15 protein-coding genes are annotated in these 26,184 nt (G+C 67.0%); 11 read left to right on the plus strand and 4 right to left on the minus strand.

The window, feature by feature from the left end:
* Positions 1 to 255: 255 nt before the first annotated feature.
* The 5 genes from mads2 to mads8 are packed head-to-tail and all read left to right on the plus strand — an operon-like array spanning position 256 to position 15,386.
* Positions 256 to 2,406 (plus strand): methylation-associated defense system DNA methyltransferase MAD2, encoded by a 2,151-nt coding sequence (gene mads2, locus K4B79_RS14630; protein WP_232027006.1) that lies wholly within the window; start codon positions 256 to 258, stop codon positions 2,404 to 2,406.
* Positions 2,403 to 3,827 (plus strand): methylation-associated defense system restriction endonuclease subunit S MAD5, encoded by a 1,425-nt coding sequence (gene mads5, locus K4B79_RS14635; RefSeq protein WP_232027007.1) that lies wholly within the window; start codon positions 2,403 to 2,405, stop codon positions 3,825 to 3,827. The genes mads2 and mads5 overlap by 4 nt, the downstream gene beginning before the upstream one ends.
* The gene (gene mads6 / locus K4B79_RS14640) at positions 3,827 to 8,152 is read left to right on the plus strand and encodes a methylation-associated defense system protein kinase MAD6 (RefSeq protein ID WP_232027008.1); all 4,326 of its coding nucleotides are present in this window, start codon (positions 3,827 to 3,829) and stop codon (positions 8,150 to 8,152) included. The genes mads5 and mads6 overlap by 1 nt, the downstream gene beginning before the upstream one ends.
* A complete protein-coding gene (gene mads7 / locus K4B79_RS14645; protein ID WP_232027009.1) occupies positions 8,143 to 9,798 on the plus strand; it encodes a methylation-associated defense system protein MAD7 in 1,656 nt (551 codons plus the stop codon). Before mads6 ends, mads7 begins: the two co-directional genes overlap by 10 nt.
* Positions 9,795 to 15,386: a methylation-associated defense system ATP-binding protein MAD8 gene (gene mads8, locus K4B79_RS14650; RefSeq protein ID WP_232027010.1), complete on the plus strand. Its 5,592-nt coding sequence runs from the start codon at positions 9,795 to 9,797 to the stop codon at positions 15,384 to 15,386. Before mads7 ends, mads8 begins: the two co-directional genes overlap by 4 nt.
* A 222-nt stretch (positions 15,387 to 15,608) precedes the next feature.
* Here the strand turns inward: mads8 and K4B79_RS14655 are convergent, their stop codons facing one another.
* The 3 genes from K4B79_RS14655 to K4B79_RS14665 all read right to left on the minus strand — a co-directional run bounded on the left by K4B79_RS14655 (position 15,609) and on the right by K4B79_RS14665 (position 19,807).
* Positions 15,609 to 16,700: a hypothetical protein gene (locus K4B79_RS14655; protein ID WP_232027011.1), complete on the minus strand. Its 1,092-nt coding sequence runs from the start codon at positions 16,698 to 16,700 to the stop codon at positions 15,609 to 15,611.
* The gene (locus K4B79_RS14660; RefSeq protein ID WP_232027012.1) at positions 16,697 to 19,099 is read right to left on the minus strand and encodes a hypothetical protein; all 2,403 of its coding nucleotides are present in this window, start codon (positions 19,097 to 19,099) and stop codon (positions 16,697 to 16,699) included. Before K4B79_RS14660 ends, K4B79_RS14655 begins: the two co-directional genes overlap by 4 nt.
* A 399-nt stretch (positions 19,100 to 19,498) precedes the next feature.
* The gene (locus K4B79_RS14665; RefSeq protein ID WP_232027013.1) at positions 19,499 to 19,807 is read right to left on the minus strand and encodes a hypothetical protein; all 309 of its coding nucleotides are present in this window, start codon (positions 19,805 to 19,807) and stop codon (positions 19,499 to 19,501) included.
* A gap of 94 nt (positions 19,808 to 19,901) precedes the next feature.
* Here K4B79_RS14665 and K4B79_RS14670 point away from each other — a divergent pair, with 94 nt between their 5' ends.
* The 6 genes from K4B79_RS14670 to K4B79_RS14695 all read left to right on the plus strand — a co-directional run bounded on the left by K4B79_RS14670 (position 19,902) and on the right by K4B79_RS14695 (position 25,721).
* Positions 19,902 to 20,720, plus strand: a complete 819-nt coding sequence (locus tag K4B79_RS14670; RefSeq protein ID WP_232027014.1) for an IS5 family transposase — start codon at positions 19,902 to 19,904, stop codon at positions 20,718 to 20,720.
* A 1,369-nt stretch (positions 20,721 to 22,089) separates the two neighbouring features.
* Positions 22,090 to 23,409, plus strand: a complete 1,320-nt coding sequence (locus K4B79_RS14675) for a helix-turn-helix domain-containing protein (RefSeq protein ID WP_232027015.1) — start codon at positions 22,090 to 22,092, stop codon at positions 23,407 to 23,409.
* A complete protein-coding gene (locus tag K4B79_RS14680; protein WP_232027016.1) occupies positions 23,406 to 23,978 on the plus strand; it encodes a helix-turn-helix domain-containing protein in 573 nt (190 codons plus the stop codon). Before K4B79_RS14675 ends, K4B79_RS14680 begins: the two co-directional genes overlap by 4 nt.
* Positions 23,975 to 24,163 carry a hypothetical protein gene (locus tag K4B79_RS14685; RefSeq protein WP_232027017.1) on the plus strand — a complete coding sequence of 63 codons (189 nt, stop codon included), beginning with the start codon at positions 23,975 to 23,977 and terminating at the stop codon, positions 24,161 to 24,163. The genes K4B79_RS14680 and K4B79_RS14685 overlap by 4 nt, the downstream gene beginning before the upstream one ends.
* The gene (locus tag K4B79_RS14690; protein WP_232027018.1) at positions 24,160 to 24,873 is read left to right on the plus strand and encodes a ParA family protein; all 714 of its coding nucleotides are present in this window, start codon (positions 24,160 to 24,162) and stop codon (positions 24,871 to 24,873) included. Before K4B79_RS14685 ends, K4B79_RS14690 begins: the two co-directional genes overlap by 4 nt.
* Positions 24,870 to 25,721, plus strand: coding sequence for a hypothetical protein (locus K4B79_RS14695; protein ID WP_232027019.1), 852 nt, complete (start codon positions 24,870 to 24,872; stop codon positions 25,719 to 25,721). Before K4B79_RS14690 ends, K4B79_RS14695 begins: the two co-directional genes overlap by 4 nt.
* A gap of 126 nt (positions 25,722 to 25,847) precedes the next feature.
* Here the strand turns inward: K4B79_RS14695 and K4B79_RS14700 are convergent, their stop codons facing one another.
* Positions 25,848 to 26,072 (minus strand): hypothetical protein, encoded by a 225-nt coding sequence (locus K4B79_RS14700; RefSeq protein WP_232027020.1) that lies wholly within the window; start codon positions 26,070 to 26,072, stop codon positions 25,848 to 25,850.
* Positions 26,073 to 26,184 lie beyond the last annotated feature (112 nt).

Consider the following 26,184-nt stretch of genomic DNA (forward strand, 5'->3'; position numbering starts at 1 on the left):
GAACCACGGGCGCGCGACAGACCGTCGCAACCCGCTGATTGTCAGTGCTCGGCGGTACGGTCGACGCGCTCGCGGGACCGGTCGTGATCCTTCAAGGAAGCCCTCGGAAGGCTCCCTCGAAGCTCCGACCGGTCGGCTCCAGGGCCGTAAGATCGCAGGTGCCTGCCTTTACCGGAGGGGCCTGTGAAACGGACACGGCCCGAGAGCAGCGGGCATCGCACGCACCACCGAGCACTGGGAAGAAGTCGTACGCCGATGGAGGAACTGACCTTGGACCTGGGCATCCCACAGCAGTCGGAAGACGGTGCGGGCCGGGCAGCCACGGCGGAGGAAACTCAGCCCCAGGTCACGGCCCTGGAAGAGGGGCAGATCGTCGACTACATCACCGGCGAGGCGATCAAGGAGACCGAGAAGGAGAAGGTCCGCCAGCGCACCGCCCGCGCCCTGGTCCACGAGCACGGGATCGACCCCGCCGACATGGCGCGTGACTTCCGCGTCACCGTCAGCGAAGAGGGTGCCAAGCGCAAGCGGACCAAGACGGCCGACATCGCGATCTTCGAGTCCGGTGCCGTACACATCACTGCCAATCTGCGCCGGGTGGTGATCTGTAAGCCGGAGCCCAAGGGCAGGGGCAAGAATGTCGTCAAGATCCGTGAACCGGCCCAAGCGGAGAAGGACCTCGAAGCCCTCCAGGAGCTGATGGGCAACGAGGACCGTCCACTGTGCGCGGACGGGATGTGGACGGACGGAGTCGACTACTTCTTCCTCAAGAAGGTGGTCAGCGACTTCGGCGCGGACTTCGAGGACCGCAGCGACTGGGCCGTCGCCGACGGTACTCTTGGCAGCCGCACCGTCGCCTCGCACCAGCGGCTGCGCCGGGCAGAGCCGGAGCGCCTCAAGATTGCGTTCCGCCGTTGCCACAACTACATCCACGGCAACGAGGGCATGCCGAAGGATGCCGCTTTCTGGCAGTTCCTCTACCTACTCTTCGCCAAGATGTACGACGAGCGGGTCAGCCGGGGTACCGGTCACGGCCGGTTTCACACCGGCCTGAAGGAGATGTTCGATCCGGATGGCCGGGCAGCGATCAGCGCCCGCGTCCGGGAGCTCTTCGAGGACGTCAAGCGCGAGTACAAGGACGTCTTCAAGCCCACGGACGAGATCACCTTGTCCGATCGGGCGCTGGCCTTCATCGTCAGCGAGATCGCCTCGTACGACCTGAGCGGCACCGACGTCGACGCCAAGGGCATCGCGTATCAGGAGCTTGTCGGCACCAATCTGCGCGGCGACCGCGGCCAGTACTTCACCCCGCGCGGGGCGGTCAATCTGATGGTCGAGATCCTCGACCCGAAGGACTACGAGACCGTCCTCGACCCGACCTGCGGCACCGGCGGCTTCCTCCAGGCCACGCTCAAGCATCTGCGCGACACGTGGAAGAAGGAAGCCGGCACATACGGCTTCCCGGACAACGACGAGGAGCGCGAGCGCTACCGGGACAAGCTCAAGGAGTACGCGGAGAAGCACCTGATGGGCGCGGACTTCGACCCCTTTCTGGTCCGCGCCACCACCATGGCGATCATGACGCTCGCGGAGACCACCGGGAACATCTTCCACATGGACTCCCTCGGCTTTCCTCGCGGGCACCTCTCGGGCGTCGAGGAGGCGAAGAAGAAGATCCCGCTCGGCAAGACCGTGGACGTCCTACTCACCAACCCTCCGTTCGGCGCGGACATCCCGGTCAGCGACGAGTCGGTCCTGGGCTCCTTCCGTGACGGCATCGCCAAGTCCTGGGGCCGCAATAAGGAGACCGGCGAGATCGAGGAGAGCCTCACCAGTCGGCCGGGCAGCATGGCCCCCGAGCAGTTGTTCATCCAGCGCGCCATCGAATGGGTCAAGCCCGGTGGCCGTATCGGCATCGTCCTCCCCAACGGCATCCTGTCGAACCCTGGACCGACCGACGAGGCGATCCGCCGCTACATCCTGGAGCACTGCTGGGTCCTCGCGAGCGTCGAGCTCCCGGTGGAGACCTTCGTCGTCGACGCAAACGTCAACATTCTCACCACGCTGCTCTTCCTCAAGCGCAAGACGGACCAGGAGATCCGCAACCACCGGCTCCGCACGGAGAAGGACTATCCGGTCTTCATGGCGGTCGCCGAGAAGGTCGGCTTCGACCGGCGCGGGAACGACCTGTTCAAGCGAGAGCCTGACGGAAAGATCGTGGTGGAGACCTCGGTCGAGCAGGAGCGCCTGCGCATCCGTGGCAAGGAAGTCGTACGTCCGCTGCGCCGTAGCAAGCCGGTCATCGACAACGATCTACCGGTGATCGCGGAGAAGTACCGGGAGTTCCGGGCCAAGTACTCGGAGCCGGGTGCCGACCCGCGCCAGGGCACGGAGGCAGGCACGTGAAGATCGCCGAGCTGTCGAACCCGGTGACGTCCGCCTGGTTCCGAGATCAGGGCCTCCGGCTCGATGCCTCGCCGTACGTCTCGGGCGCGCTAAAGGTGAAGAAGCTGTTGGAACGGCTTCCGGAGACAGTGCCCTTGGCAAGCCTGACAGTCGGGCACAACGGGGGAATCTTCAACGGCCCCATGTTCCGCCGGGTCTATCTCACCGACCCCAAGCACAGCGTGCCATTCCTCGGGACTAAGGACATGATGGCCGCCGACCTGACTGGTTTGCCTCGGCTACGGAAGGCCGATGCCGAATCAGCGGCGCTCGCATATCTGAAACTCAAGCCGGGGATGACACTGATCTCGTGCTCAGGCTTCAATGCCGGAAGGCGGGCGTACGTCCGCCCGGACATGGCTGGCGTCTGGTCTTCGCAGGACACGCTCAAGGTCGAACCGGACCCGGAGAAGATCAAGTCGGGGTACCTGTATGCGTTCCTGCTCAGCCAGTTCGGCGAAGCACTCGTACGTGGCTCGGTGTATGGCTCGGCCGTCAAGCACATCGAGCCACACCACATCACGGGACTTCCGGTGCCGCGATTCAGTGAGCGGGTGGAGACCGAAATCCATGAACTGGTAGAGAAGAGCGCGGCCCTGCGCGCTCGGCATCAGGCCGAACTCGTCGCCGCGACGAAAGACTTCTTCGACAGCACGGGGCTGTCCGAGCTGAACGAGCTGCAGTGGCATCAGCAGGAACGAGATCTCGGGTTCGAGGTCGCGAACCTGAGCTCATTTTCCCTGCGAGCGTTGAACTTTGCGCCGAGGGCTCAGCGGTTGATTGAGATGTTGGGGTCGGTACCCGGCCAACGGCTCGGGGAGATCTGCCTGGGCGGCCATCTCGGGTCAGGCGTCCGGTTCAAGCGCGTCGATAGCGACCCGGAGAACGGCGTACAGCTTGTGGGCCAGAGACAAGGGTTCTGGCTGCGTCCCGAGGGACGGTGGATCAGCCCTTCCCACGCCCCGCGTGGCATCTTCGCTGAAGACGAGACTGTAATGATCGCAGCACAGGGCACGCTCGGTGAGAACGAGGTGTTCTGTCGACCGATCTTTGTCACAGGTGAGTGGCTGAACTACGCGTACACGCAGCACTTCCTCCGCGTCGTCAGCGGCACCCCCGACATCCCCGGCGCCTACCTCTTCGCCTTTTTCCGTTCTGAGGCCGCGTTCCGCGTCCTGCGATCGCTCAGCGTCGGCGGCAAACAACAAGACATCCACGAGGCCCTGCGCGCGGCGATCCCGATCCCGATCGCACCCCCCGAAGACCGCGACCGCATCGCCACCACAGTCCGCTCCGCCTACCAATGCCGCGACCGAGCCGATGTTCTTGAGGACAAGGCGCTCGCGCTGCTCACCAAAGCCGTCGAGGAGGCCGCTGGCTGATGGGTGCCAGGATCGTTGCTGTTGGGGAGGCCGTCAACGATGCCGAGCGGCGTGTGATCGCGCACCTGCGAGATCACGCGCCGGACGACTGGACGGTCCTGCACTCCGTCGAAATCCCACACGGGAACCGCCTGTTCGAGGTCGACCTCGTCGTAGTAACCGGGCACGCGGTGTACGTCATCGACGTCAAGGGCACCCGTGGCCGTATCGAGGCCGACGGCAGCCGCTGGTATCCGGCGCGGCGGGCTCCGTTCCGCAGCCCGGTGCCCAAGTTGCAGAGCCACGCCAAGCAGCTCAAGACGACCCTGGAATCCGCGCATCTGCCGCTGTCCCGTCTCTGGACCCACGCCCTGGTCGTCCTCCCGGCCCCAGACGCGGTTCTGCTGGACAACACACCCGCTCAGCGTGACGCGAAGGCGACCATCAACCTGCCCGACCTGATCGGTCGGTTGGCGGACATCACCCAAATCCCAGTGTCGTCTCGGCGGTTCGACACTGACATCTCCGCCCATCACGCAGCGATCGTGAACACGGTGCGAGGCTCTTCCCGCGCCCCCTCCGGGCCACTGAGGTTCGGCAGCTGGGAGGTGATTGAGCGGCTCAGCGAGTCCCAGTACGCCGACGGTGCCGACGTACTGGACGAGTACCGGGCGAAGAACGCCCTGGCCGTGCAGGGTTCGGGCACCGTGCGGCTTCAGGTGCGCCAGGCAGACCCGTACGCCCCGGAGGCGGAGCGACTGCGGCAGCAGAAACGGATCGGGATCGCCTACGAGGCACTGGGAAAGCTGCCCGCGCACCCGAACGTCGTGGGGGTGCGGGACTTCTTCGCCGTCGAGGACCGGGGCGTGTACGTCACCGTCTTCGACGATGCCCCTGGGCATGCGCTGAAGTTGCATCTGACCGGGGCCGCCGACCCGCTGACCGCCGACGCCAAGCTGCGTACCGTACGGCATGTCCTGCAGGGACTCGCGCACGCCCACAGTCGGCGAATCGCGCACCGCGAACTGAATCCGGCAACGGTCCTGATCGCGCAGGACGGCCGGGCGATGCTGACCGGCTTCGAGTACGCCAAGACCGCGCAGCGTCGCGGGCACACGGTGTTGGAGGAGGCGTGGCAGGTCGCCGACCCGGCGTATCTCGCTCCGGAATGCCAGGCCGACGCGTCCACCATGGGGATGGCCTCGGATGTGTACGCGGTCGGTGTCATCGGCTATCAACTGCTCACCGGCGAGCTGCCGTTCGGTTCGGTGACCGAGCAGGCCGAGGCCGGCGGCCGACTGCCGGACGACGGGCTTGAACAGGCCGGAGTCAGGGTGGAGTTGGCGCATTGGCTCCGCACGCTGTGCGCGAGTGATCCCGCCGCCAGACCCAGTGCCTTGGAGGCACTGCGCCGCCTTGACCTAGCGATCGGCGCACGCCAGGCCCCAGCCCGGCGAATCGGATCCTCTGCTGCTCGCCCCGCACAGCAGCCCGCCGCCGATCGACTCGGCGGCTCGGACGAACCACGCGGGGCGGACTTCTTCAAGACCCTGCCCCCTGATTTCCAGCTCGGCACCAAGTACCTGGTACGCCATCGGCTGGGCCGCCCCGGCGGATTCGGCGTGGCCTACCGGGTGTACGACACCATAAGGAGCGTCGACCGAGCAGTGAAGCTGGTCCTCAGGGACCGTGACTCCGTCCTTGAGCGGCTCAAGCGCGAAGCTGACGTACTGCAGCGGCTGCAGAGCGCACCGCACCCCAATGTGGTGTCCATGGTGGACGCGGACCGGCTGCCTGCCCCTGACCCGTATCCATATCTGGTCTTCGAGTTCGTCGACGGCAAGGACGTCGCCGAGGTGATCCGCGGCGGCCGCATGGGCGCGGCGGACGTGCTGCGGCTGGCCGTCGATACCGCGCGCGGGCTGCGGCACATTCACGATCTCGGGGTGTGGCACTGCGACATCAAACCGAGCAACCTGCTGTGGACCGACGACGGCGTCAAACTGATCGACTTCGGCATCGCCAAGACCGCCGACTCCTCGGAAGGCCACACCTACACCAGCGCCCGCTACAGTCCGCCCGATCTGGACCAGGTGCCGGCCAACGCCTCCGGGTACGTCGACCGTGATCTGTTCGGGCTCGGGGTCACCTTGTACGAGGCGCTCACCGGCGGGCAGTACCCGTGGGACGCGAGGTCTCCGCTCCCCGGTGTCCCGCCGATCGATCCCCGGGTCGCTTACAGCGGCTTCGGCGATCTCGCCCCCGGGTTCGCCGAAATCCTGCTCAGGTTGATCTCTCCGTACCGCGGTGAGCGGTTCACGACCGCCGAGGAACTACTTGAGGCGCTGCGGACGTTGGAGTCGGCGCGGGATGTGCCGGTGCCCCCTCCCCTACCCGAGCTACCGGTTATGCCTCCCTCGCCGCCATCCGGGGGCGGCTCCGAGGAACCTCCCTCGCCTGAACCCAATACCAACCCGTTCGTCACCCATTTGCAGACCCTGTACAGCCAGAGTCGGCGCAGCAACCGCGGCACGCGGGGCCTCGACCCGCATGCCATGTCGGTGTACGTCGAGACCGCCTTGGACAGTGATCTCGTGCCCGCGCTGCGGCGGGGGGAACACGCGCTGGTCATCGTCACCGGGAACGCCGGTGACGGAAAGACCGCGTTCCTGGAGCGGTTCGAACGCCAAGCCCGTGAGCTGGGCGCCGACTTCGAGCCCCGGCGGTCCAACGGCAGCGACTTCACGCTGGACGGCCGCCGGTTCCGTACTAACCACGACGGCAGCCAGGACGAGGGCGAAGTGGGCGGGGACGACGTCCTGGAGGAATTCTTCGCGCCGTTCGCCGGACCGGACGAGTCCGGTTGGGCAGGCATCGGGGGCGAGACGCGACTGATTGCCGTCAACGAAGGGCGGTTGATCGATTTCCTCAGCCACCACCACGACCGCTTTCCGCACCTCGCCAGACTCGTCAACCTGGGCCTGGACGGGCGGGACACGGGGCAGTCGGTCGCCGTGGTCAACCTGAACGCCCGTGATGTGACGGCCCGACCGAAGGTCGGTGGCGGCGCTCCGCAGGACGGTGAATCGCTGCTCGAGCGGATGCTCACACGGATGACGCACGAGAGGTTCTGGGAGGACTGCGCATCCTGTGACCTCGCCGCCACCTGCTACGCCCGGCACAACGCGCAGACGTTCCAACACCCCTCCGCCGGCCCCCAGGTGATGCGGCGGCTGCGTCGGCTCTACGAACTCACGCAGTTGCGTGGCAAATTGCACATCACTCTGCGCGACCTGCGCTCGGCGCTGGCGTACACCCTCACCTCGGGCCGCGACTGCAGCGCAATCCACCAGCTGTACGCCGCCGGTGACGCCCGAAGCATCCTGGACAGCTTCTACTTCTCCGCGCACCTCGGCACTCCCCCGGCCGAGGACGGCAGTCCGAGGGAACGTGACCGGCTGCTGTCCCTGCTGAGGGCGGCCGATGTCGCCGCCATACCGCAGCCGCGCCTTGATCGCCGCCTTGACTATGCCGGGCTGCTGGAGGACGGTGCGCTGGTCACCGTGGATGGGCGCGGAAGCCGGGACCGGGTGCTGCTGGAACAGCAATTCGCCGAGCTCGGCCGGTCGAGCCAGGGGGGTCAAAAACAGACGGGACAGGGGTCCGGCCACCGCAGCTACCTCAACGCGGCGCGCCGTCTGCTGTACTTCGAGCTCCACGACGAGGAGCGGGCCCAGCGGATGCTGCCGTACACGTCGGTGCTGCGTTTCGTGGAACTGCTGAGTACCGATGTCGCCGTCGACGTCGAGCGCAACATGGTGCTGCGTGCCTTCAACCGGGGCGAAGGGCTGACAGCTCCTGACCGGATCGGGGAGGGTCTGGCTCTGAAGGTCCGTGAGGTGACGGGCGGCCTCATCCGCAGCTACCGGCACTTCCCCGCGCAGGGGTTCCAGCTGAAGCCTGCGGATCCACCCGCCCCCGCGTATGTCGAATCCGGCCGCACGGCACTACGGCTGAGCTACCAGGATCCCGAGGGCAGACCCGGGGGTACGGCAGAGCTGGATATCCGGCTCGATCTGTTCGAGCTGCTGCAGCGCTTCGGTCAGGGGTACCGGCCCTCGGTGGCCGATATCCAGGGGCAGCAGCTCGCCTTGGCCGTGTTCAAGAACCGGCTGGCCGCGGTCCCGTATCAGGAGGTGCTCCTCACTACGCACGGGCACGATCTGCGCCGTGTCCACCGCACTGAGGACGGCGTCCTACACATGGAAGACCTGGCACCCGTCACGGCGCGCGAGACGGACGACGAGGACCACGCCGACGGGGCGGAGGAGACGGCATGGCGCTGACGGGATCACTCGGCACCTTTCACCACCCGGGTGTCAGCCGGATCGACTACAAGCCGCTGGACATGGACCGGGTACTGACCGCGCTGCTCGCCCGGCTATGGCACCAGGGCATGCCCAGCAAGATCAGCCGTACGTCGACGCTCGACGTCGATGTGTTCGTCAAGCTGTTCCTGGAGCACCCCGAGGTGTTCGCCGGCTTCGACCGAGAGACCACCACCCGCTGGACCGTCACCCACCTCATGGACATGGTCAACCGCGGCAGGGCCGATGAAGCGGTGGCCGCGCCCAGGCCGCTGCACGGCTTCACCTACCGGTTCCGCAACAGCCGCAAATCCCGCCCGTACGGGGCCGATGAGCAGCTGTACGAGATGCTCTGCGCTGATGAGGGCGCGCTGAAGGGACTGCGCGAGTTCTTCTTCTCCGATGTCGACCGGGCCACAGGCACCATCGCCCCGGGGCCGGACACCGACGTGGAGACGCAGGCGCTGCTGCATCTGGTCGAGCTCGCGGGCCGCAAGGTCCGGGACCAGGCGGACACGAGCAAACCCCGGACTCCCTATCCGCCGCTGTGTGCCGAGCCCGCGCAACTGCTCTGCCAAGACGTGATGCGGCTTCTATATCACCAGGACCGTATGCCGCGCACCGTGCTGGTGGACTATCTCAAGACGCTGTTCGCCTTCCACTTGGCGCTGTATCACCTGCGGATGATGAAGTTGCTGCCCGCGGCCGTCTCGACGGCCGCGGTGCCGGCCACCTGCCGGGGCGGCCACGGCTCGCAAGCCGCGGCGGACCGCTGCCCGTACCGAGTGCGACTCTTCCTTGACGCGGACGGCTCGCCCGGCACCGCGTCCGCCGCCCTCGCGGAGCACAGCGCGGACATCTGGTATCGGCGCATCCCTCGCTTCATCCAGGCGACCTACCAGGTGAAGAAACTCGACGACTTCGCCGAGTCCCTGGCCAAGGCGGGCACGTTGAGCCGACCCGCAGGCCGAAACTACTTCACCCCGGAGGAAGCGCTGCGGCTCCTGGACAAGAAGCGCAGCAAGGAGCGCGACGCCTTCTTCCTCCAGCGTGTCAACCGGGTGCGGGATGAGGAGGATGAACTCCCACCCGAGCTCAAGCAGATCATCCAGCTCGGACTCGGCCCGTTCGACGAGTACACCGAAATGCTCATGCACTATCGCGGGCGTTACTACCGGGGCCAGTTCGTGAAATGTCTCGATTCGATGCTGCTTAAGCATCGTCCTGGCGCTCTGCTGGCCCAGCCGCGCGGTGGTGGCGCGGACGCCGCCCGCCGGTTCGTCCTCGACGGTCGGCTTCTTGAAGTGCTCCTGCAGGTGGCGCTCTTGCGTGAAAGCACCGACGGCAGCGGCAATCTGGCCACCGCCCCGATGCGGGTGGACGCGTTCCTCGCCCTGTTGCGTTCCCGGTACGGGTTGTACATCGACCGGCTGCCCGACGGCGACGGCTTCACCGGCGCCCACCTGGACGACCAGGCAGCGCTGCGCGCCAACTCCGCCGCCTTCCTCAACCGGCTGCGCGAGATCGGCTACTACCAGGACATGTCCGATGCCTACCTGACTCAGACCATCACCCCCAGGTATGCCATCGGCGCCACGCCACGGACGGGAGTCACCGCTCGATGACCACCACCCCGGCCGGCACAACGGGCCTGGTCGAGATCACCGCCAAGGACCTGCGAGAGGCTCTCGAAGGTGTTCTCGTACCTCAGTTGACCAAGCTCGTCGGAGAACGCGACGCCGGACACTGCATGCGGGTCACCGAGGTCGAACCCGAGCTCGCCGCCTCTCTGGTGCGCCGGCTGCGCGGCGCGCTTGGCCCCGAGGCCACGGTCTGCTTGCTCTGCCCCGCCGACGACCTCACCCCTGACGGTCCGCTGCACGACGTCGGTGTCAGCAGCACCAAGCTGGTCGAGCTGCGCAATCGCAGCGAGGGCGAAGGTTCCCTGCCCGGCCCGCTCCTGGTCTTCGTGCCGCCCGGTATCCGGGTCAGTGCAGAGGACTCCTTCGGAATCGCCACGTTCGAAGAGATCCCGCTCGGCGACGCTTACACCTCTCTGGTCGACTACCTCCTCGACCAGGTACCCGAGCGGCTGCGTCCTGCCGTCGACGAACTGCTCGCCTCGGTCCGCGACCGTACGGAGGGATGGCGGACGGGCAATCGCGCCCTCGCCCAGTACCTCCTCACCCTGCAGGCCAATGCCTACCGCGACCAGGTCGCCGGTGCCGCGGTCTACCACTTCGGCCTCGTACCGGACTTCGACCTGTTCACCCACCCCTCCCTGGTACGGGAACGGGTCGACAAGAACTACGGCCTGGTACGCAAGCTCACTGACTCACCGCGTTCCGAACGGCAGCGCGTCCTGGACCTCGGCCTGATCGACAGCGTCTTCGCCACCCGGCTCGCCGCCTTCGCCAGCCGGTGCGGCCTGGAAGAGCCCACCTCCTGGACGCGACGCATCGTCGTCGACAAGGAAAACTGGGGTCTGTCGTTCGGCAACTGGCGCATCGATGAGCGACGCCGCGCCACCGTCTCCATCGACGTCCGCGAACTCGGCCTGCCCTCGGCGGGCGACAACCCTCAGCACGTCAAGGACTATCCGGCCCTGGCAGCCATCGCAGGCCAGCCGTACCTGCTCACCGGGGAGAAGGGAGTCCGCGACATCACCGCACGCTTCGCCGTGCAGCCCGACCCCCGCAAGGTGGAAGGGCTGGAGAAGTTCCGTGTGGAGATCGTCTCCGAGAGCGGCGGCCCGATCGGCCGGGCTGCCCACGTCGGCAAAAGCAAGACCGCCAAGCCCGAGTACAAGAAGGCACTGGGACGCCTCAACAGGATTGACTGGGAGGAGGGATGGCACTACATCCGCGTCGTCCCGCTGGACGCGCAGGGTGAGCCTCTCGACGTCACCCCCGGCGCCCATGACTTGCCCGGCGGCGAGAGCGAACGCTTCTACGTCGTCCCGGACGCGGAGGCCGAGGAGCCGCCGGAGCGCAGCGCGGGACGCTTTCCCGGCCTCACTCACGCTCTGCGCTCTCTTCAACTGGACGCGCTCGCGACGGGAGATGACCCGACTCTGGTCGCCGCCACCGATATCCGTTGGAAGGCGTCCAGCGCCCGCAGCCCGCACCGCACACTCAGCGCAAAGGTCCACGCCGCGGGAACCGGTGAGATCCGTTTGTCCCCGCTACTCGTCCAGGCCCAGCAGCACCTCCTTGCCCACCCCGACGACACCGGTCTGCGCCGGATGCTGCTGCACCCGGACGGCAGTGCTCAACTGCACGACGGCAATGACGCGGATCTCGGGCGCACACTGATGGGCCGAGCAAGCGAGGCGTACGACGCTTTCGTCGCCGCACGGCAGACGTATTTCACCGCCATCACCGGCACGGCGACCGGCCCCGCCGAAGCTGCCGAGCTCCTGGTTAGCGAGGCGATCGACTTCGAGCAGGTGCGCTATGAACTCGCCACCTATGCCGAGGCGTACGTCGAACTCGTCGACGCGGCAGCCCTCCAGGTCGAAAGAGCAACGGATACCGCCAGGGCCGGCGCGCTGGAGGCACTCGCCCGAATCCAGCAGATCGACTGCGTGGCGGCGACGCTCAGCGACGGCACAGGCCGACGTGACACCGTTCTGCTCGTCGCCCCCACCCACCCGCTGCGGGCACTGTGGCTGGCCACTTGGTCGGCTCTCGGGCTGGCCTGGACAAGCCGTCTCGCCGCCGGGGACAAAAAGACCGTCCTGTCGGTACGGGAGTCGCTACTCGCCTCGCTGGCACCGCTCGGCTTCCCGTTCACGGTCCCGCGTCAGGACGGACGGCTCATGGCCGCAGCCGACAATCTCACCCCGTACTGGGGCGCGTACCTGCCCAGTGAAACCGCCGATCCCCGCGGACTGCTCGGTCGGCTGGCCACTGCCCTGAATCTGCCGCCCGAAAGCGCTGCCGCCGCAACCAGTGGCGGCGGCGCGTTGTCCGGCGTCGCCCTGGCCGATCGCATAGAGCGATACGTCCGTCTGCACCCGTACGTCACCACCCTCATCATGAACGTCGTCAACGCGGGCCGAGCCGAGATCGTCGCCGATGCCCTGCTCGAACTGCAGCGCCGCTCCGCGACCCGGGACCTCACCTACGACATCCGCCTGTGTGTCACCGACCCCGAGGCGCCCGAGACCGGCGCCGCCCTGACGGATCTGCAGAACGCGCAGAGTCAGATCTCCTCCGCCGAGGCCGAAGCTTTCCTGCACACCATCGGTCCGGCCCGCACGGCCAAACTCGTCCACTCCGTACGCTCAGTGGACGAGTTCACCCGGCGGCCGACAGAGTTCGATGCCCACCTCACCGTTCTCATCGACGCCTTCGGGGGCGAACAACACGCCTCCACACCACGTCGACCCATCACCCACGCGCCGGTCCACGGCTTGGTGCAGGCCACGGCTTCCACGTACGAGGACGACGACCAGCAGATCGTCTGGCGCACCGCCCCACGTCACGGCACGGCCCTCGCCATAGAGGACGCCGAAGACCTCACCAACCTCATGGGCCGCCTGCCCGCCCTGCTGGACACGGCCGCGGCATGCGTGGCCACCGCCGGCCAGGCACTGCGCAGCGTCCCCTGCACCGTCCTGTCCCTCGACACCGATGCCCGCGATCTCCTCTACCGGGCACACCAGTCCGGCGATTGGGTCGTCACCATTGACCGCACGCTGGGGCTGGAGTACTTCGACAACGCCGGACGACACGGCAGGCCCGAGTACGTCATCGACTACGCCCCCGCGCAAGGCAGCTCACTCGCCCACCAGATGATGGTGAGCTCCAACTCGGTCGACGAACTGCGCACCCTTCTCGGGCCGACGGCGCAGCAGCACGGGCTCGATGTCGCGGAACGTCACCTCAATACGTTCTTCGACCAGCTCCGACTGCTGTCGGGCAACCTGGCCTTCAAGCTGGCATCCACCGCCCCCAACCAGCGCACCGAGGTCCTCGGCCTGTCCCTGGCCCGTCTCTATCTTGATTACCAGGGCGTGCTGCACAACCAGATCGTCGTGCCCCTCGACGCCCACCCAGAGCTGTACGCGGAGGCCCGCCGTCAGGCCCGCGAACTGGGCGACGTCCTTTCCTTCCAGCGAAGTGACCTCGCGCTGTTCCACCTCGACGGGATGCAACGGACCGTCACCTGCCGTCTCGTCGAAGTGAAGTGTTACACCGTACTCGACGACGTCGGCGCCTACGAGCGGCTCAAAGTCAAGGTCACCCAACAGCTGGCCCGCAGTCAGTCCGTACTCTCCGAGTCCTTCGACCCGAACCTCACCACCCCCGACCGTGTCGACCGCCCTGTCAAGAACCTCACCCTCGCCTCCATGCTCCGCTTCTACGTGGAGCGCGCCGCCCGCCACGGCACCCTGAACCAAAGCAGCCGCACGGCAGCCCACCGGGTTCTGGACAGCCTCGACGATGGCTACCAACTCCGCTTCACCCAAAGCGGCCTGATCTTCGACCTCGCCCGCCCTGGCACCGACCAGGAGACCGACGGCGAGGTGGAGTTCCACCGCATCGGCCACGACCTCATTACCGAACTCATCGACGCGATCCCGACGGTACGACCGGGCGGACCGGAGTTGCAGGACGACGCCGAGCCCACGGAGGGGGACGCGGATACCTCGGCGCCGGACGACGACGCCACAACCACTCCGACGCTCGCCCGGCTCACACTCTCGGTCCCGCGACTCGCCGACGCGGCCTTCCGCGCGGACGACGCTCAGCCAGTGGCACCGGAGGAAGAACCCGAACCACACTCGGGCAAGGAGCCGGCGTCACCTCAGCCGACTCCTGATCCGCCTATCAGCGCGCAGAACGACCACGGACTGCCCGTGGTGCCCACCGCTTCGGAGCCGGTGGTTCCCGACACACCGCACCCCGAGGCGACCGCACCCAGCCTGCAGGAACTCCGCAACACTCCCGCCATGGACGTTCCGGCCCCCGCTGCTCCACCACCTGGCCCAGACGCCCCCGGCTCCCACCGTCCGGACATCTACCTGGGCGTCGCCCGTCCCTCACCCCAGCACGGCGTCCTTGGGAAAGCCGCCGGCCGAACTGTCTCCCTCGACCTCGACGAAACCCACACCATCAGTCTGTTCGGCGTCCAGGGCGGCGGCAAAAGCTACACGCTGGGCAGCATCATCGAAGCGGCATCGCTCCCGGCCCCGCCCATCAATGTCCTGCCGCACCCGCTGGCCACGGTGATCTTCCACTACAGCAAGTCCCAGGACTACGCGCCCGAGTTCACCTCGATGGTGCACCCCAACGACGACAGCGCCCAACTCGCGGCCCTCAAGGAGCGCTACGGTGCCGAGCCGCACGCCCTGACCGACGTCCTCCTCCTCACGCCGGAGGCCCAGGTCGACGATCGCCGAGCGCAATACCCAGGGATCGAAGTACACCCCCTGGCGTTCTCCTCCGCCGAACTCAAGGCTGAGCACTGGACGTTCCTGCTCGGCGCCGTCGGAAACCAATCCACGTACATCAAGCAGATCGCCAGAACCATCCGCAAGCACCGCAACAACCTGACCCTCGACACAATCCGCCAAGAACTCGCCAGCTCCCGAATGCCGGACCACATCAAGGACCTCGCCGAGGACCGTCTGGACCTGGCGGCGGAGTACATCGACGACAACGTCCAGCTCACCAGCCTCATTCGTCCCGGCCGCCTCGTCATCGTCGACCTGCGCGACAACCTGATCCAAAAGGACGACGCCCTCGGCCTGTTCGTCGTCCTGATGCAGCTCTTCGCCGATGCCCGCGACGGCGACCGCCGCTTCAACAAACTGGTCGTCTTCGATGAAGCGCACAAGTACATCGACAGCCCCGACCTCGTGGCCGGCCTAGTCGAGTCCGTCCGCGAAATGCGTCACAAAGGCATGAGCATCCTGGTTGCGAGCCAAGACCCGCCGTCCGTCCCCGTACAGCTGATCGAGCTCTCCAACCACATCATCCTGCACAAGTTCACCTCCCCGGCCTGGCTCAAGCACCTACAGAAGGCGAATGCAGCCCTGTCCGGCCTCACCGCCGAGAAACTCGCTCAACTCCACCCGGGCGAGGCGTACATCTGGTCGAGCAAGGCCACCGACCCGGCGTTCACGTACGGAGCTGTTCGCATCCAGTGCCGTCCACGAGTGACGAAACACGGAGGGGGGACGCGGACTGCATCCGAGGAGTAAAGGTCCTGCCCCGCGCTGGGGGTCCGCAGCTTTACAGCGGCGCGTGGGAACGCACCGCCGAGGCATGACCAAACCTGCTTTGGTGCGTCTGCGGCGGTCGGGGAATTGACGGGCGGAGGAGGCCTGCAAGCCGCGGTCCGTCGTTCACACCACGCACATATCCCATGTCGTGGCGACTCGCCGTCCGTTCAAACGGCTTGCAGGACGGCGGGGTGGCCCTGGTCAGCCGGTGTAGTGGTCCAAGGCGATGAGGTTTCTCCTCGTACCTGCCAGTCCCTGACGGAGATCGAAGGACATAGACCGGATCAGTGGCACGGGGTAGCTTGGGTACGCGTCTGCGTGTGATGCCGCGGTGATCATCTGGCACGCGGCCCCGATCGTGACCAAGATATTGGTGGCGAAGGCCTGTTGTTCCGGCAGCGGGCCAGAGGACGGCCGGAAGAGTACGGCGACCATGCTGCGGTGCCAAGACGTTTCCACCGACTCCGGAAGCGCCAGCGCCCGTGCGAGAGCCTTTCCAACCTTCCCCAGGCCGTCGGGGGACGTGGCCTGAGCTTTGCCCCAGATCCTGGCCACCAGAGAGCTTCCCTCCCTCACACTGGGCCGGTACGAGGTGGGGTTGTGCACCTCGTGTCGTGTGCGTCGTACACCGTCGAGAAAGTCAGCGAAGGACCCGTGAACCTCCTTGTCTCCCCGGTGTACCTGGTCCCAGAAGCTGTCGGTCTCCGCCTTCTTCATCACACATACCGATTGAAGCCGCTCCAGCAGCGCCCCTTCCAGGTCGAAGAGCAGTTGGCACAGATCCCCGATTGCAGCTCCGGCCACGTTGAGCGGGGATTCGGCGCGCCAGGTGAGGTCCTCGATGATGACCGAGGCCGTCCGACCGCCGAGGCGCGGGAACCATGCCGGGAGAATCACCGGAGAGGAAATCTGAGGAAGTTGCAGGGTATTGCGAGCAAGCAGCACCACCGCGCGCCGCTCGGTGGCAGCATCGCCGACCAGATGTTTCTCGCACACCTCCTGGTTTTCCTCAAGGAGCACGACGAAGTCATCGAGTACGGCGTTGACGTTGTCGAAGGGGGCCCTGCGCACCACCAGGACCACAACGGGGTCGCCGGCCAGATGTTCCTGTAGTTCTCGCGCGTAGTCGCTCCGGTTCCCCAGGACCTGGAACCAGAACCCGCTCAGCTCACTGGCCGACGCGGTAAGCCTGGTTCTGATGGCGGCGGCGAGGCTGTCGGGCGGGATCTGTTCGTCGGCGAAGGCATTGGGGTTCGTGATGCTGGCAGTGCTCTCCTGGTTGGTGGGATTCATGCGTTCACGTCTCCTTGCGTTATCGCCGCGATACGACCAAGCAAGCGGATCTTGGACCACACCCATTCGCCGTCGCTGTCGAGGAAGTTGCTTTGCGTGGCACTGGACAGCAAGCGGTCGGCGCTGATGGCGGCGTACGGCCCGAGCCGCTCAACGATGTCCTCGAAGTCCTTCTTGCTGCACCGCATACTGTTCGGCGACGCGCGCACGATCTCGCTTAGGCAGCAGTAGACGGCGCGCAGCCACGCGGTATCCTGCCCCTCCCCCGCGCCCATGGCCTGCGAGGCAGCTCTTCGGAAAAATTCGTATTCGCGACTGCGGCTGATGTGGCTCGGGATGAGCCGGACTTGGGAGAACTGCATGGCGTCCTCCAGCGTGAAGTGCAGGTCCGACTGGCGCCGTTGCTGTTCGATGAGGAAGGCGCCGAAGTCTCGCAGCAGGTTCACCGTGAGGTACGGGTGCCCCGCTGTCTCCGCGTAGATGGCGTCGACGAAAGCCGCGTCGAGCGACACCTGCGGGCCCAACACCTTCTGCGTGAACTGGGCGAACTCACTTGCCTCTGCGCCTGTTTCGTGTGCGAAGAGGGGGAAGGCGTCCTGCCGTACCAGCGGACTGAGCTGGTTCTGCTCCATCAGGATGAAGTGTGCGTCGGGCTGCTGCCCGAGGAACACCAATAGGTTCTCCCGCGCAAACCGGACCATCTGGTTCAGTAGAGGCTGAACCACTGTGTACCTGATTCCGGGGTCGCGTTGCAGAGCTGACCGAAGCTCCCCGAATAGGCTCTCGTACTCGTCGAGGACGAACACGGTACGTCCACGGTCGGTCGGCGCTCCGTCCGCACAATGATTGACGAGGTCGGCGAAGAACGTAGCGGGGATACGGAGGCCTTCGTCCACCGCAGCGCAGATACGGTCGTAGCAGACGCTGTCGTTAGCCAGTTCCCCAGTCGAGGAACAAGTCTGGCTGACCACGGCCGCGTCCCCCGTCGTGGACGCCAGATCGAAGCCCGCGGTGGTCTTACCGCTGCGCCGTACGCTGCACCAGAGCCGTACACCGTTACGGCTCTCGAACGTCCGAAGGAGGTCGTGCACGCTGTGCCGGTGCACGCGGTAGTACCGCAGATTGAAGGGTTCTTCCAGCGGGAAGTCGTTGGCGAAGTTGTGCTGCAGGGGCCGCCTGCGCACGGAGGTGGTGCCCTGCCTGTAGGAGCGGGCCACGAGCAGCCCAAGCACCTGGTCCCGGGTCTGCGGGACCGACTCGAAGCCGGGCTCCCGCCGGACGGCCACGAGGGTCGCACTCAGCCGCGTGTCCTGCTCGACGAAGGTGCGTAGGTCGGACGGGAGGGGCGTCACTACGGCGGCGACTCCTCGCCGGTAGGCCTCTTCCAGATCACGCTGATTGACATAGCCGTCGTCTAGATAGCACTGAACTTCGATCATCTGCTGATAAGGCGACCGGGTCGACGGCCGCAGTGAAATGTCGAGCCTGTGCTCGGCCACCGAGAACTGAGAGAGGGCCGGCAACGGCACATGCTGACGATTGTCGCCAAGCCGGTCGAAGGCCCAGACGGTGGGCAGGGCACTGCGCAGTAGGCCGTCGACAATGTGATTGCGGCCGATCCGCTTCAGCAGCAGGCGCATGTCGTCCGCGACGAGGAAGGGCAGCGTGTGGAACCAGACCCGCCCGTTCTCCAGGAGAGCTTCCCGGCCTGTACGGCCTCCGAAGGCCACCTGGGCGTACCCCGTGACGATGGCGGACAACATGCAGGAGTTCAGGGCACGTAGGCGGCGGGCGGAGTCGAGGTCGGTGGCCGCTTGCAGGCGAGTGGAATAGAACTCGATGGGGAGGTCCAAGAACCGCTGCAGACCGTTGAGCGACTTCATCAGGCCGTACTGCTCAGACTCGCCTTGCCGAATCTGGTAGTTGAAGCCCCTTTGAAAAATGTCGTCAGCGTGGCGGGACAACGCCGAGAAGATCTTCGGGAGCAGCGTCTTTGCTTCTTCCGGGTCCATCATGCGGTCCAGGAAGGAGGTGAAGTCCTCTGCGAGGCGGTCCCGGTAGTAGGTGGACCACTGGAAGATGTGCCGGTCGCTCAGATCCTGTAGTGCCGCCTCGAACTCCTCCAGCCAGTTGCCCTCCGCCTGCGCGAGCACCTGGGGCGCCGCGACGGACTTGGGTGCGGGGCCGTGCAATTTCTCGTCGAGCAAGGCCAACAGAGCGCTCTTGCGCTTCTTCAAGAAAGCCAGTTCAAAAGCAGTCCGCAGCTGGGGCTCCCGAGCCTCCAGCTCAGCGGCGGCAAGACCCTCCACCAGCTCAGTCGCCAAGGCTTGGGCCTCAGCGGGCTTGACCTCTCTACACAGACGCACGATCTGCTGCAAGGCAGCGTCGACACCGGACATCAATCACCCGTTCTGAAGGTCCGTCAACAAGCCCCTGGCATCTTATTCGAGGACGTTGCGCCGCATATAGAAATACGGCATCCCCCTGCAGGAGCGATGAAGGCGTGGCCTGCGGCTCATACAACTGTCCGCGTACGTGGCAACCGCTCCGGGGAGCGGGATGGTTGACGGTACTCAGGGCAAGTGCTGAGCCCCGGTCTCACGGGCGCGGCCGGGGCGTGACAAGAACGAACGGACAGTGGTTATCCGGTTGCCGCAGGCGCGGAAGACGCCGCGGAACGCGGTGATGCGGGCCTGGACAATCCAGCTGAGCTGGTCGAAACTGCTGGCCCCAGCGCCCTTGGGCCAGCATCGTGGCACCCCGGGTTCCTGGGACCGGACTCGCCCTGTGGTCTCTGCTCACCGCTGGTAAGGCCCGTACCTCCAGCCGTGCAAGAAGGGCTCCAGGTCGCTGGGCCGGGGCTCGGGTACTTCGGGCACGCGGAGCGGGCGGGTGAGCGGATCAAGTGAGCGGATGTGGTTCGTCGCCCAGGACAGCCAGGCTTCGGCCTCGGTGCGGTCAGCGCCGGTCGGCATGGATTCGATCCGCTCACTCGCCGCGGTCAGGTAGGCGGAGAGTCGTGTGGCCTGCCGCCATGCCTTCTCCTGTTGCTCCAGCAGACTGATACGGAAGGCCTCGGCATAGTCGTCACGGACCTGCCGGACCATCGCCTCCCATTGGCGGTGCTTAGGGGTCCTTGCAGAATGATCTTCCTGTGGCACGGTGGAAAGGTACGTGATCCCGTGCTGTGTGGGGGTGACCATGACACGGCGGAAGCCGTGGGAGGTCAGCGACGAACTGTGGGCGGTGATTGAGCCGCTGCTGCCGAAGCATGAGCGGCGGTTCCGGCACCCGGGACGCAAGCGGATCGATGACCGCAAGACGCTGCAGGGCGTGCTGTTCGTCCTCTACACCGGCATCCAGTGGGAGTACCTGCCGCAGGAGTTGGGGTTCGGTTCCGGTCCCACATGCTGGCGGCGGCTGGCCGAATGGCAGGAGGCCGGGGTATGGGAGGAACTCCAGCGGGTGCTGCTGGACCGGTTGCGGGCAACGGACCGTCTGGACTTCTCCCGCGTCACCGTGGATGCCTCGCATGTGCCGGCCAAGCGGGGGCGCAGCAGCCCAAAAGTCGGTCCGAGTCCGGTTGACCGTGCGAGGCCGGGCTCGAAGCATCACGTGCTGACCGACGCGCACGGCACCCCGTTGCGGGTGTCCCTGACCGGCGGACACCGCAACGACGTCACCCAGCTCCTGCCGCTGGTCGACGAGCTGCCCCCGGTGCGGGGGAAACGAGGCCGCCCCCGGCGCAGGCCCCGGACCCTGTATGCCGACCGCGGATACGACCACGACAGCTACCGCCGTCGGCTGCGTGAGCGCGGCATCGTCCCGAAGATTGCCCGGCGCGGCCAACCGCACGGCTCGGGCCTGGGCCGCATCCGCTGGGTCGCCGAGGCCACCATCGCCTGGCTCCACGGACCGCGCCGCTTACGGACCCGCTGGGAAACCCGGGACGACATGCACGACGCTCTCCTCCAGCTCGCCCACTGCATGACCCTCGCCCACAAAACCCCGGCTTTCTGAAAGGACCCCTTAAGCCTGGCCTGTTCCTCTTCTTCGGCGCGCTTGCGTTCGGCGGCCTGTGAGCACAGATCCACTTCCTGCGGAATTTCCGACAGTTGATCTTCCAACCGGCGGTCGACGCTGTCTTTCCAGACCGACTTGCGGTGGGTGATTCCTCCGATGAGCGTGATGGTGAGACGGTCGGAGGGCACGTGGTCGTACTTGGGAATCCTGATCCAGGAGTACCGTTCAGCGTCGGCGAGTTCTTTCCCCGTTGGCACGTGCTCGGTCGTGTCCTGCTCCTGCCCGATGGAGAAACCACACAGCTACCCCTGGGCCGTGACGGTGAACAGACCTTCGTCGTCCGGCCGGCGTGCGCGGCGTCCGTGATGTCCGCCGCGGGCCAGTCGAACCGTGTGCCCGCGATGCTCCGCCTCCGTCACGATCGCCTGCACCAGGCGAAGTGCTCGTGCCTGGACAGACTTGCTCAAGCCCAGCGCGGGTTCCCCGTCTCGCAGCGCGGCCACGATGTCATGCGGCCTGTGAAGCCGATCCGGATCAGGCATCGGCCCCACCACTCTGTGCGTCAGCCGGCTTCGACTCCCAGACTCCCCCGCAGCGCCCCACACCGACCTCCACCAGCCCGCCAGCGCCCTGCTTCAGTGCACAACGCGTGCACACTTCGGCGGGACTTCCGGAACTCCCAGGTAGAAGCGGGATGTGCCCCCACACACGAAAGGGCCCTGACCGGGCCAAAAGCCCAGGTCAGGACCTAAAAAGCAGACGAGTCGGGCTGTACGCCGGGTATTCCTGGGGCACCTTTCTGACCTGCGACTTTGGGGGATCGGACCGGCTGTGACCTGCTAGGACGGGTTGCAGAGGCGATCGGAGGCAGTCAGAGGAAACGGCTCTGATTCGACCCCGATTCGACCCGAGCTGCTCGGAGCCAGTCAGAGGCAATCGCCCTCTGTTCGGCCCCGAGTCGGCCGAGGTCGGGGCGGTGTCGAACGGGTCCGGAAACCTCTGGCGGCGCCCCCAATCGATCTCGGTCGAGCCGCGAAGGGGACGCCTGCCTCCGCTGCGGAGCCAGGCATACGAAGGCCTCCAGGACGGCCATCCTGGAGGCTTCGTCTGGCACCGATTGGAGGTCGGTTCCGGACACCACCCGTGGTTTTAGCGGGCCTGGGTGGCGTCCACGTCCTTGCGAGACGACCCCACAGTGCCACACCACACCCACCAGGCAGACCCATCCCGACGGACATTTCACCCGAGCGAGCGACTGGGGCTTTACAGGCTGTCTCCGGCTGCGGCTGATCTGGTTCTGCTCGGGGACCTCACCGGCCGCTATGCGGCGGGCAGTTACAGCAGGCTCGGCTCCGGCGCCCGGACCGTGATCTTGCGGGCGGACCGGCAGGGCGCGGCCGAGCACGGGCACCGGATCACCGCGGCCATCGCCTGCCACGTCGCCCGCGCCGGCGGAACCGTAAACGAGCTGACCCAGCTGCTGCTCCACCCCGACCACGAAGGTGGTCGGCACGCCCGGCACATTGCGCTGCGCTCCGGGCAGGCGCGTGCCCTGGAGTACATCGGCCGGGTGTGGGCCAGCGCCTCGGCCGCGGTCGCCAGCACGCGAGTCCTGGATTCGCGTCAGCAGGCGCACGAGGTTCTCGCCGCGCTGCGGGACCGGATCGAGACCACACCCTGGCGCGGCGAGCGGGGACGGACCGCACTGCGCGTGCTGCGGGCCCATCTGACCTTCGCCGAGATCGCCAGCGGGCCCCTGCACCACGCCAGTGAGCGGCAGACCGCCGAGGAAGCAGGCGTCTCCCGCACGACGCTGCGGGTCGTCTACGAGACGGTCCTCAAGCCGCAAGGTTGGCTGCGCCGCCTTCGGGTCGGCCATGGTCGGGAGGGCTCCACCTGGTACCTCGCCGACGGCAACGCCCCCGCTTCGCTGTCTCGTTTCCGGACCACTCAGTACCCCCCCGACCCGGCACTTGAGGAGTGGCCCACCCCTGAGACACGGGCGGCGGCCGACATCGACTCCACCGTCATCAGCCGCCTGATGGGCCACGACGCCTTCGCCCACCACGGCCTCGGCAGCTCCGCCCTCATGATCATCGGCGCGCTGCACGCCCGTCCAGCCCAGACCATCGGCGAGCTCATCGGCTCGGCATCCGTGTCCCGGGCCACCGCCTACCGGACCTTGCGCCGCCTGGCCGAACACGGCCTCGTGCACCACAGCGGAGAGACCTGGAGCCTCGCGCCTCGCGCGCTGGAGGGCTTCGGTACCAGCCTGCCGGATGAGGTTCCCCGCCCGACCGCGCACCCGGCACAGGGCTGGGACGCGGTCGCCCAGCAGTACGGCACCACGGGCGTCGCGACCCGGCGCAAGGCGCTGCACGCGGCCGAGCGCGCCGCGTACCGCGAGGCACTGGAGCGGCTTGCGGAGCACCGCAGCAAGGCCATGGTGATCGTCCGCGACGGGTGCCGGGTCCTGATCCCGGCACCCCGCCCCGACGAGATCCCCTCCGCGTGGCACGCCCCTGGTGGGCGCGTCCTCGACCCGGTCACCGGCCGCGCCGCTCCCGACTGGCGGATCGCCACCGATGGACGACTGATCCTCATCACCCCTGCCGACCAGCGCAGTTACGACGAGCTGGCCGCCGCCCATGCCGAAGCCCTCAGCGAATGGGAGTCCGCCGCATGAACCCAGAGCCCCCAGTCACATCCGATGCGAGCGAGGCCGTGACGCCCGAGGCCCTGCGTAAGCAGTACGAGTCCGGTGCCACGGTCGACGAACTCGTCGCTACGAGTGGCCTGTCGTACGGCACGGTTCTCAACCGGCTGCACGAGGCCGGGACCGAGATGCGCACATCGTGGCAGACCCGTCGAATGCGCCAGGACCCTCAGGCACGCCAACGCCTCGCAGCGCATCTTCGCACCTTGTACGAGCAGCACGGCGCCACCCTCACCGAACTCGCTGCGGCTGCGGAAGGGACGAGGCGTGCCGCCCGGCGTCTGCTGATCGAGGCCGGCGGCAGCGTGCGCACCACGCAGCAGACGCTGCGGATGCGCGCCGCAGCTCGGGCTGCTGACCGGCAGGAGCTCACGCTGTCCCTGCGAGCGCGCTATGAGGCTGGCGCCACGGTCCCGGACCTCGCCAAGGAGTGCAACTACTCGGTCGCCACCGTGTACCGGCTCCTGCACCAGGCGGGCACCCGCATGCGGCCCAAGCACAACCACGGCCCGGCCCGCACCCCGAGGAAGAGGTCATGAGCGCGCCCGCAGATGTTCACGGCTGGGCCCCGCAGAACAAGGGACCGACGGTGCGCCATCCCGAACACGGCACGGCAGCACGGGCCCCGCCGCCGTCGGCCGACACCCGCCACCGAACGTCGGCCTTCTCGCCGACGCACATACGACAACGCACCTTCCAGTTTCAGGAGATCAAGCACCCGTGAACGAGAACACCCGTCACAAGACCCTGGCCGCGGCCACAGCCCGCGAATGGGACGCCTTCGTGATCGTCGTCGGCATGCTCAAGGGCGGCACCGGCAAGACCACCTCGGCCTGGTTCATCGCCCTCTACTACGCCGTCGTCCTCGACCTGCCGACGCTGCTGCTGGACGCCGACGCCACCAGCCAGTCCGCCTACGACTGGTTCAAGGTCGCCCAGGCCGAGGGCTTCGAAATCCCGGCCAACCTGGTGGTCGAGCGGTACCCGTTCGACGACATCGCCGAGTACATCCGTGAGAAGCGTGCCGAGTTCGGAGCGATCGTGGTCGACGCCGGCGGCGGCAGCGCCCGCATCTTCCACGAGGCTGTTACCGAGGCAAACCGGCTGATCGTGCCGGTCGCCCCCACCAAGATCGAGCGCCGCAAGCTCGTGGCCACCTTCGACGAGGCCGAGCGCGCCGCCGCCCGCAACGAGCGCGACGTCACCGCCCACGTGGTCCTCGTGAAGGCCGACGACCGCACCAGCCTGCCCCGCACAGCGAAGGACAAGCTGCTGGAACCCGAGAAGGGCGAGGGCATCGGCCCGGACCGCGACGAACCCTTCCCGCTCGCCGAGACGACCATCCACTCCTGGGTGCACTACATGGAGGCCTTCGGCGAGATCCCCACCGAGCTGAGCGAGTACGCCGAACTGATGAAGGAGCTCACGGCATGAGCGAGCGCATGAAGCCCCCCACCCGCCGCACCGGCCGCACCCTCGGCGGCGGGTCCAAGAAGGCGACCCCGCCGCCCCCTCCCCCGGCCGCCGAGCTCACCCCAGAGCAGTACGCCGCCGAACAGGCCGCTGCCCAGGGCGAAGGCCGCCCCACGGCGAGCAAGGCGCAGGTTCAGCCCGCTCCTTCCGCCGTTCCCGCCGAGGCATCGGCACAGGGCCAGACCGGGGCGGTGCCCGAAGTGGCGCAGACCTCAGCCCAGCCGACTGCCGAGGCGCCGAGCGGCCCGGTGCCGGAGCCGGCTGCCAGTCAGCCGACTCACCCGGCCGACTTCGCCCCCGAGGCGGGGACAAGGGGCGGCGGGGTACCGGTGGAACGGCAGATGCCGCCTGTGGCCCCGGCTGCCGAACCCGCAGCACCTGCCCTCCAGCCCACGCAGTCGACCGAACCCATTGCGCAACACGGCTCGTTCGCGGCTCCTGGCGCAGTCTCGGGCGCTGAGGTGGCGCTTCGCCCTGCAACTCCTCCGACGGCAGGCGGCAACGGGTTCCCGGTGAGGGCCGATGTTGCACGGGCTCACCAGGAACAGGAAGCACAATCGCAGGCAGCGCCCAGCGAGGGAACACCATGGGCTCAGGGATCCGGCCGTCCCAAGGACATTCCTGAGACCGCCGTCGTTCTCAACCAGCGCATCATCGCGCGCGAGAGTCTCGACTCGTCGGTCCCCGCCGCACTGAAGCTGAAGAAGCGGATCAAGCGCTTCGCGCTGGACAACGAACTCGATCACCTGCCCATCGGCGACATCGTCTCCGTTGCGCTGGACGAGTGGCTCACCGCCCGCGGGTTCTGATTCTGACTGCAGTGCACGGGGGGGGGCGGCCGCCCCACGCTGGGGTGCGGCCGCCCGTCGCGCCGACTATTCCAATAGCCCAATAGGCGGGTAGCTATCCGCCTAGCCGGACCGACCGGAGCAGCTCTAGTGCCTGATCACTCCCCCTATGCCCGCCGACTGCGGGAAATCGCTGACGCGCTCGACGCCGAGTTCCAGCCAAACGACGACGCTCTTACGCCGCATCCGGACACCCTGAACGTCATCAAAGACCGGCACACCAAACGAGGGCAGCTCAACCACGCCGTCCCTGAAGTTCTTCAGTTCCAGCGCCGGATCCGCCGCTGCAACGCCGACACCGACATCCCTCATGGTGACATCGTCGCTCTCGCCCTTGACGCCTGGCTCCGCGCAAAGGGCTACCCACCGGACCTCAAACCACCAGGGCCAGAAGCCCCTTAACCAGCCGTCTCGTTGCGGAAGC

Source organism: Streptomyces lincolnensis, assembly GCF_021173675.1.
Lineage (GTDB): Bacteria > Actinomycetota > Actinomycetes > Streptomycetales > Streptomycetaceae > Streptomyces > Streptomyces lincolnensis_B.